This window comes from Micromonospora sp. NPDC048843 (assembly GCF_040649965.1).
GTDB lineage: Bacteria > Actinomycetota > Actinomycetes > Mycobacteriales > Micromonosporaceae > Micromonospora > Micromonospora hortensis.
On the sequence record NZ_JBEZGJ010000258.1, the window covers coordinates 1 to 7,264 of the forward strand.

Sequence of the window (7,264 nt, forward strand, 5' to 3'; positions counted from 1 at the left end):
ACTACTCAAACAAGCGTTGACCGGCGCGTTAGACGGAGAACCCGGCGTCATCATCGTCGAGGGATTCACCGGAACCGGAAAAACAGCCCTGCTCAGTGATTTCATCGCCCGGGCAGGCAGCGCCAGGGCACGCGTCCTCGCGGCATGCGGCGCACCGACCGAACAAGGCGTGGAATTCGGTGTCGTCGCACAGTTGATGAACGGCCCCATCGCCCGCGAACCCGCGTGGACACCGATCGCCGAACTCGCCGAGGGCCTCGTCGGGTCCAGACTGGATCTGACCGGCAGCGGTGCCCCCCACCGCATCTGCAACGCACTGCTACGGCTCGCCGCCTCGGTACCACTGGTCATCTGCGTCGACGACGTCCAGTACGCCGACGCCGCGTCCGTCGACTTCCTACTACACCTGAGCCGCCGCCTCGACCTCTCCCGCGTCCTCATGGTACTCACCGAGTCGGACCAGCCCACCCTCCCGTTCTCCCCCCTCTACAGGCAGCTGTCCCGCCAGCCCTACTGCAGGCACGTACTGCTCCAGCCGCTCACCTCGACCGGCGTCACCGAGGTACTGACCAAGCATCTCGGTGACCCAGCCGCCGCCGAACGGCTCAGCGCGGAAGCGGAGCGACTCACCGGCGGCAGCCCTACACTGGTCCAAGCCCTTGCCGAGGACGCCGCCCATCTACGCAGCGGCGGCACCGCCGGACCAGCCGAACTCAACCCCGGCGACGCGTTCACCCGGGCCTACCCCAGCATGCTGCACGCCAGCGGCAAGGTGACGCTGCGACTGGTCCGCACCCTCGCGCTGCTACCCCCGGACCCGGAACCCGCCGCACTCGCCCGGCTCAACGACCTCTCCCCCACCGCCCTCGACGCAGCCCTACGCGTGCTCTCCGACGCCGGCCTGCTCGCCGGCCGCAGCTTCCGACACCCCGCCGCCCGCGAGGCCACGCTCAACGACCTCGGACAGGCCGAACGCGCCGCCCTGCACCGAGAAACCGCCGAGCTGCTGTTCACCGCCGGCGCACCCGCCCGCGTAGTCGCCGAGCATCTGATGCTGGCAGAGCCGATAACCGAGCCGTGGGCCAGCGAAGTGCTGGCCGACACCGCCGAACAGACCGCACTGGAGGTCAGCCGGCCCGAGTCCGCGATGCGCCGGATGCTGATGCTCGATGGTCAGGACATGACCGAACGGGACCGGGCACGAGCGGCGTCGGCGATCCTCAGCGTGGAATGGCGGGTGAACCCGCGTGCGGCGGTACGGCGACTACCCGAGCTGGCCGCAGCGATCCGTGGCGGCCAACTGCGCGACCACCGGGCACTCGACGTCTACCGGGCGCTGCTGTGGACCGGTCAAACGGGAGAGGCGGAGGCCGTGCTGACGGCCGCACGGTCGAGCCTGGACCTGGGCAACGCGCGCAACCGGAGTGCCCTGGCCGCGGCCCGGGAGATGACCTCGGCCATCTTCCCGTCGCTGTTCCGCCGGCTGCGCAAACACCTGCCCGAACTTCCGTCGCCGGAGCTCGACGGGGACACCGACCAACTGCCGTCCGCTCCCTCGGCCGCAGGCGACCTCTCCCGATTACGCCGCAACCTGCGCGCCGGTGCCGCCAGCCTGAACGCGTTCGCCGTTCCGCTGGCCCTGGTCTTCTCCAGTGAGGAGTTCGACGGCGCCGAGCTGGAACTGGGCCCAGCCGCGGCACACGACGCCGCGCTGATCCGCGGGCTGGTCGACTTCCTGCAGGCAGAGGCCGCCTCCCGCAACGGGCAACTCTCCGTCGCCGAGACCCACGCACGGTCCGCGCTCGCCCACCTCCCGATCGAGGCGTGGGGGGTAGGTGTCGCGGCGCCGCTGAGCACCATGCTGACGGCCTATACCGAGCTGGACAAGCTCGCCGAGGCCGAGGTGATCCTTGATGCCCGGGTACCGCCCGCGGTGTTCGAATCGATCTTCGGCCTACGGTTCCTCCTCGCCCGCAGCCGATTCTTCCTCGCCCGAGGCAACTACAGCACCGCACTCACCGGCTTCACCAACTGCGGACAGGTCATCGCTGACTGGGGCCTAGAGGACAACGCGCTGCTGGCCTGGCGCCTCGGCGCCGCCGAGGCGTGGCTACGGCTCGGCGACGACGGCAAGGCCCGCCATCTCCTCGACGAGGAACTACGACTACGCGGAGCACGGCCGAGCCGCACCCGAGGCAGCGCCCTACGGTTGATGGCCGCCGCGTCCCGGCCAAGACACCGAGAGCCGCTGCTACAGGAGGCGATCGCGGTCCTGCAGGAGGCCGGCGACCGGATCGACGTGGTCCGCGCATACAACGACCTCAGCCGGCACCACCGGGCGTTCGGCAGCCGCCAACACAGCGAGGCCGCCGCCCGAACCGCAAACCAGCTGCTGCGGCGCTGGTACGAGGTGCCGATGTGGTCGGACACCGGCGCCCGGCCCGACGACCCGGTCGCTGCGTCTCGTCAGGTGACGGCATTGACCCGGGCGGAGCGACGGGTCGGCATGCTAGCCGCGGACGGGATGCCCAACCTGGAGATCGCCCATCGGCTGTTCGTCACGGTCAGCACGGTGGAGCAGCACCTGACCAGCGTTTACCGCAAATTGAACGTGAAGGGCCGGGCACAGCTGCGGCCTTGGTTCAGCGAGGAACCACTCAATTTCGTGGCCGAGCACGACCCGTTGGCGCACTGATCACTCGTCCCGGATCCCCCGAGCAGCAGAATGCGCCAGGTCTCGTCTCCCCTCGGCGTGCCGCGCCGGCGTACCGCCGACTCGGTCGACCGGCGGGCGGCCGTGACCGCCACCGAGGACCTGCGGGTCGCTGGCGCAGCCTCCGTGCCGTCGCGCGACTTCGCGGTCCTCGGTCGCGAACGGGTGGGCCCGCACCCGCACACCAGTGTGCAGACCGGCGTGCGGCCGGGGCCGAGCCCGGATCAGGCTGAGGTTGGGCGGCTGCGGCGGGACGACGAGCGTCTCCACAGGGACATCCATGGCCCCTTCCAACCTGCCGGCGAAGGCCGCGATCAGACCCCGTCGCCGAGAGCCGCACCAATCACCGCAGCGATCCGGGACGCGTGCGTCGGGTGCAGCAGCTCACCGTGGTGGCAGTCAAGACGATGGTGGATCACCTCGCCAGTGACGTGCGGTTGCCAGGCGCGTGTAGGCATGGCGGGATCGGGCTGGTCGCGGACGGCGGAGAAGAACAACACGTCTCCGGTGACGACGCCAGGCACGTACGCTGCTCCCAGGCGCGCGTTGTGGCGCAGGGCCGTACCGAATGCCGGATCCGGTCCGTTACCCAGCTCTCCCTGGCCGTCAGGCCAGCTCAACAACGCGTGGACGGCGCCGGGCTCCACTGCCGTCGCCGGCGCGGGCAGATCGCTCACCGACCGCGCCGGGTAGCAGTCCAGCAGCACTAGGAGATCGACCCGCTCCCCGCACGCCTGCAACTGTCGCGCGATCTCGTGGGCGACGAGTCCGCCGAAGGACCAGCCGATGATGTGGTAGGGGCCGCTGTCCTGGGTCCTACGCATCCGCTCGACATACTCCGCAGCCATGGATTCGATCGACTCCGGCAGGTCGTGCTCCTGGTACAGACTCAGTGCGTCCAGGCCATAGACCGGCAGGTCGACCGGGAGATGATCGGTGAGATTAGCGAAACTCCAGCTGTGCCCACCGCCATGGTGGACACAGAACAGCGGCGGCCGACCACCCTCGCCGCGCAGGGACACCGTGCGGTTCCGCACGCCGCCGTCTCGTTGGAGCGATGCCGCCACGCGGCGGGCGAACGCGGTCACGGTTGGGGCCTCGAACAGATCTCGGACGGCGATGTCGAGCCGGCGCACTGCTCGTACCCTCCCGACGAGCCGGAGCGCGAGCAGCGAGTGCCCGCCGAGCGAGAAGAAGTGGTCATCGGCGTTGAGCACCGGCACGCCAAGGACCTCTCCGAACAACGTCGCCACGAATCGCTCGTCGATTCCCTGCACTCCGCGGCCGTTGGCGCTGATGGTCCGCCTGGCCGCTGGCAGCGCCGCCCGGCGTAGCTTGCCGCTCGGCGTTCGCGGCAGCTCGTCGACCACGGTGTACGACGTCGGTACGGCGTGTTCCGGCAGGGTTCTCGCCAGCCGGTCCCTGACCGCGGAGGAATCCGGGCTGGCTCCGTCGGCAGGCACGAGATACGCCGCCAGGCTGAGCGACTCACCCTGATCCGCGACAGCCACAACGGCGCACTCCGCCACGCCCGGACAGGCCGCCAACGCCGTCTCGACCTCGCCGAGCTCGATCCGGACGCCTCGAATCTTCACCTGTTGATCGGTACGACCGAAGTATTCCAACTCCCCGTCGGCGCGCCACCTGGTGAGGTCGCCGGTGCGGTACATGCGTTCGCCGGGTGGCCCGAACGGGCAGGCGACGAACCGCTGGGCGGTCAGCGCCGGCCGGTTCAGGTATCCGCGAGCAATCCCGGCTCCTGCGAGGTACAGCTCGCCCTGAACACCCACCGGTACGGGCCGGAGGTTGGCGTCCAAGACCACCGCGCCGGTGTTGTCGATCGGACGGCCGATCGGTGGAGCATCGGTCCAGGACTCCGTGGAAGACCAGGCTGTGGCGTACACGGTGGCCTCGGTGGGGCCGTACAGATTGGCCACCTGCGCCCCAGGCACAGCGGCGGTGATGGCACGCACCAGTCGCGCGGGCAACGCCTCACCGGCGAACGTCACCAACCGCGCTGGCGGCAGCGGATGCCCGGTGGCGATGACGGAGGCCATGGCGGATGGAACGCCACCGATCATGGTGACATCGTCCGGCACCTGTTCCGGCTCGATCAGCGCCAGTACATCACGCACGAGGTTCACCCGACCGCCGGCGCACAGGGGGACGAAGAGCTCGAACACCGAGACGTCGAAGCTCAGCGGCGTGGCGGCAAGCACGCTACCCAGCGCCTCGGGGGCAAACGTCGCACGCGCCCACCGCACCAGGTTGGTGATGTTGTGGTGGGTGATGGTGACGGCTTTGGGGTTTCCGGTGGAGCCTGAGGTGTAGATGGTGTAGGCGGGGTGGTGTGGGTGTAGGGGTTGGGTGCGGTGGTGGTTGGTGGGGTTGGTGGTGGGTTGTTTGGTGAGGTGGTGGTGGGTGTGGGGGTGGTCGAGGTGTGTGGTGGGGACGGGGTGGTCGGGTGTGGTGAAGGTGGTGGTGGTGATCAGGTGGGTGGGTGTGGCGTCGGTGAGGATGTAGTGGATGCGTGGGGGTGGGTAGTCGGGGTCGATGGGTAGGTAGGCGGCGCCGGTTTTGATGGTGGCCAGGAGGGCGGTGATGAGGTCGGTGGTGCGGGGTAGGGCGATGGCTACGAGGTGTTCGGGGCCGACGCCGTGGTTGATGAGGTGGTGGGCGAGTCGGTTGGCGCGTTCGTGTAGTTGCTGGTAGGTGAGGGTTTCGGTGGTGGTGTGGACCGCTGGGGCGTGGGGGGTGCGGGCGGCTTGGGTGTGGAGCAGGTCAGCGAGGGTGTGGTCGGGGGTTGGTGGGGTGTGGTGGTTTTGCCAGGCGGTCAGCAGCTGGTGCCGTTCGGTGGTGGTGAGTATGTCGATGTCGGACAGGTGAATGTGGGGGTCGGTGGTGATGGTGTGCAGCAGTTGGGTGAGTCGTTGGATGAGAGTTTCGATGGTGTGGGGGTTGAACAGGTCGGTGCGGTACTCGACAGCGCCGTGGATACCGGTGGGTTGATGGTGTGGGTCGTGCCCGGTGGTGAAGCCGATGGAAAGGTCGAACTTGGCGATCGCCGCGGTCAGCGGGTAGCGGAGGGCGGCTAGCCCGAGCACCTCGTCGTCGTGGTCACCGGCGTCGGCGGTGAGCATGACCTGGAACAGGGGGTGCCGGCCGAGAACCCGCTCGGGTCCGACGGTCTCGACTACCCGGTCGAACGGCAGCCACTGGTGATCGAAGGCGGCCAGGTCGGTGCGACGGACACGGGCCAGCAACTCGGCGAACGTGGGATCGCCGGAGGTATCGGTGCGCAGCACCAACGTGTTCACGAAATGACCGATCAACGCGTCGAGAGCGGCGTCGTCACGACCGACGGTCACCGTTCCCAGCGGAATGTCCTCCCCCGCGCCGAGCCGGGTCAGCAACGCGGCCACGGCCGCCTGCATCAACATGAACAAGGTCACCCCGTGGCCACGCGCCACGGCCAACATCGCCTCGTGCGTGGCCCGGTCAAGACGAAACGGCACGGTAGCGCCGGTCGGCGCACCGGTCACCCGCCGGGGCCGGTCATAGGGCAACGGAAGCTCCGCCGGCAGCCCCGCCAACGCCGCAGCCCAATACCCCGCCTGCCCGTCCGCGTCCACCTCGACGGTCCGCTCCCGCCACAACACATAATCGGCGTACTGCACCGGCAGCGCCTCCCAACCCGGCGCCCCGCCCCCGCACCGCGCCCGGTAAGCGATCGTCAGATCCCGCGCCAACACCGGTAACGACCACCCGTCCGCCGCGATGTGATGCAACAACACCACCATCACATGGTCATCAACACCGAGCCGGGCCACCCCGACCCGCACCGGCACCTCCACCGCCAGGTCGAACACGAAACCAACCCACCGATCCAACACCACATCCAACCCCTCGAGGTCCACATCAACGACCTCGAACGGCACCACCACCTCACCAACCGGCCGGACCACCTGGAACGGCACCCCACCGGCCTCCCCATACACCGTCCGCAACACCTCATGACGACCCACCACATCACCCACCGCCACCCGCAACGCCGCCACATCCAACACCCCCGACAACCGCACCGCCCACGGCACCTGATAAGTCGCCCCAGACCCCTCCAACCGCCCCAAGAACCACAACCCACGCTGAGCCGCCGACAACGGCAACCGCCCCGGCCGCTCCCACCGCACCAACCCAACCCCCACCGAACCCGTCCCACCCAAACGACTCAACAACCCCCCCACCGTCGGCGCCTCGAACACATCCCGCACCGACAACCCCAACCCCAAAACCGAACGAACCCGACTCACCAACCGAGCCGCCAACAACGAATGCCCACCCAACCCGAAGAAATCCTCATCCACCCCCACCACCGACACCCCCAACACATCCGCGAACAACCCACACAACACCTCCTCACGCACCGAACGCGGACCCCCACCACCACCACCGCCGAACTCCGGAACCGGCAACGCCTCCCGATCAACCTTCCCATTCACCGTCACCGGCAACTCATCAACCACCACAAAAACCGACGGCACCATATAATCC

The 7,264-nt window shown here is 68.7% G+C and carries 3 protein-coding genes; 1 reads left to right on the forward strand and 2 read right to left on the reverse strand.

Annotated elements, in window-relative coordinates:
• Nucleotides 1–2,695: AAA family ATPase (locus tag AB0C20_RS33795; protein WP_357569522.1), on the forward strand; the 2,695-nt coding region annotated here is incomplete at its 5' end.
• Here the strand turns inward: AB0C20_RS33795 and AB0C20_RS33800 are convergent.
• Nucleotides 2,696–2,995, reverse strand: coding sequence for a hypothetical protein (locus AB0C20_RS33800; protein WP_357569523.1), 300 nt, complete (start codon nt 2,993–2,995; stop codon nt 2,696–2,698). It abuts the gene before it with no gap.
• Between the two features lie 32 nt (nt 2,996–3,027).
• Nucleotides 3,028–7,257, reverse strand: a complete 4,230-nt coding sequence (locus tag AB0C20_RS33805) for an amino acid adenylation domain-containing protein (RefSeq protein WP_357569524.1) — start codon at nt 7,255–7,257, stop codon at nt 3,028–3,030.
• Between the last annotated feature and the right edge of the window lie 7 nt (nt 7,258–7,264).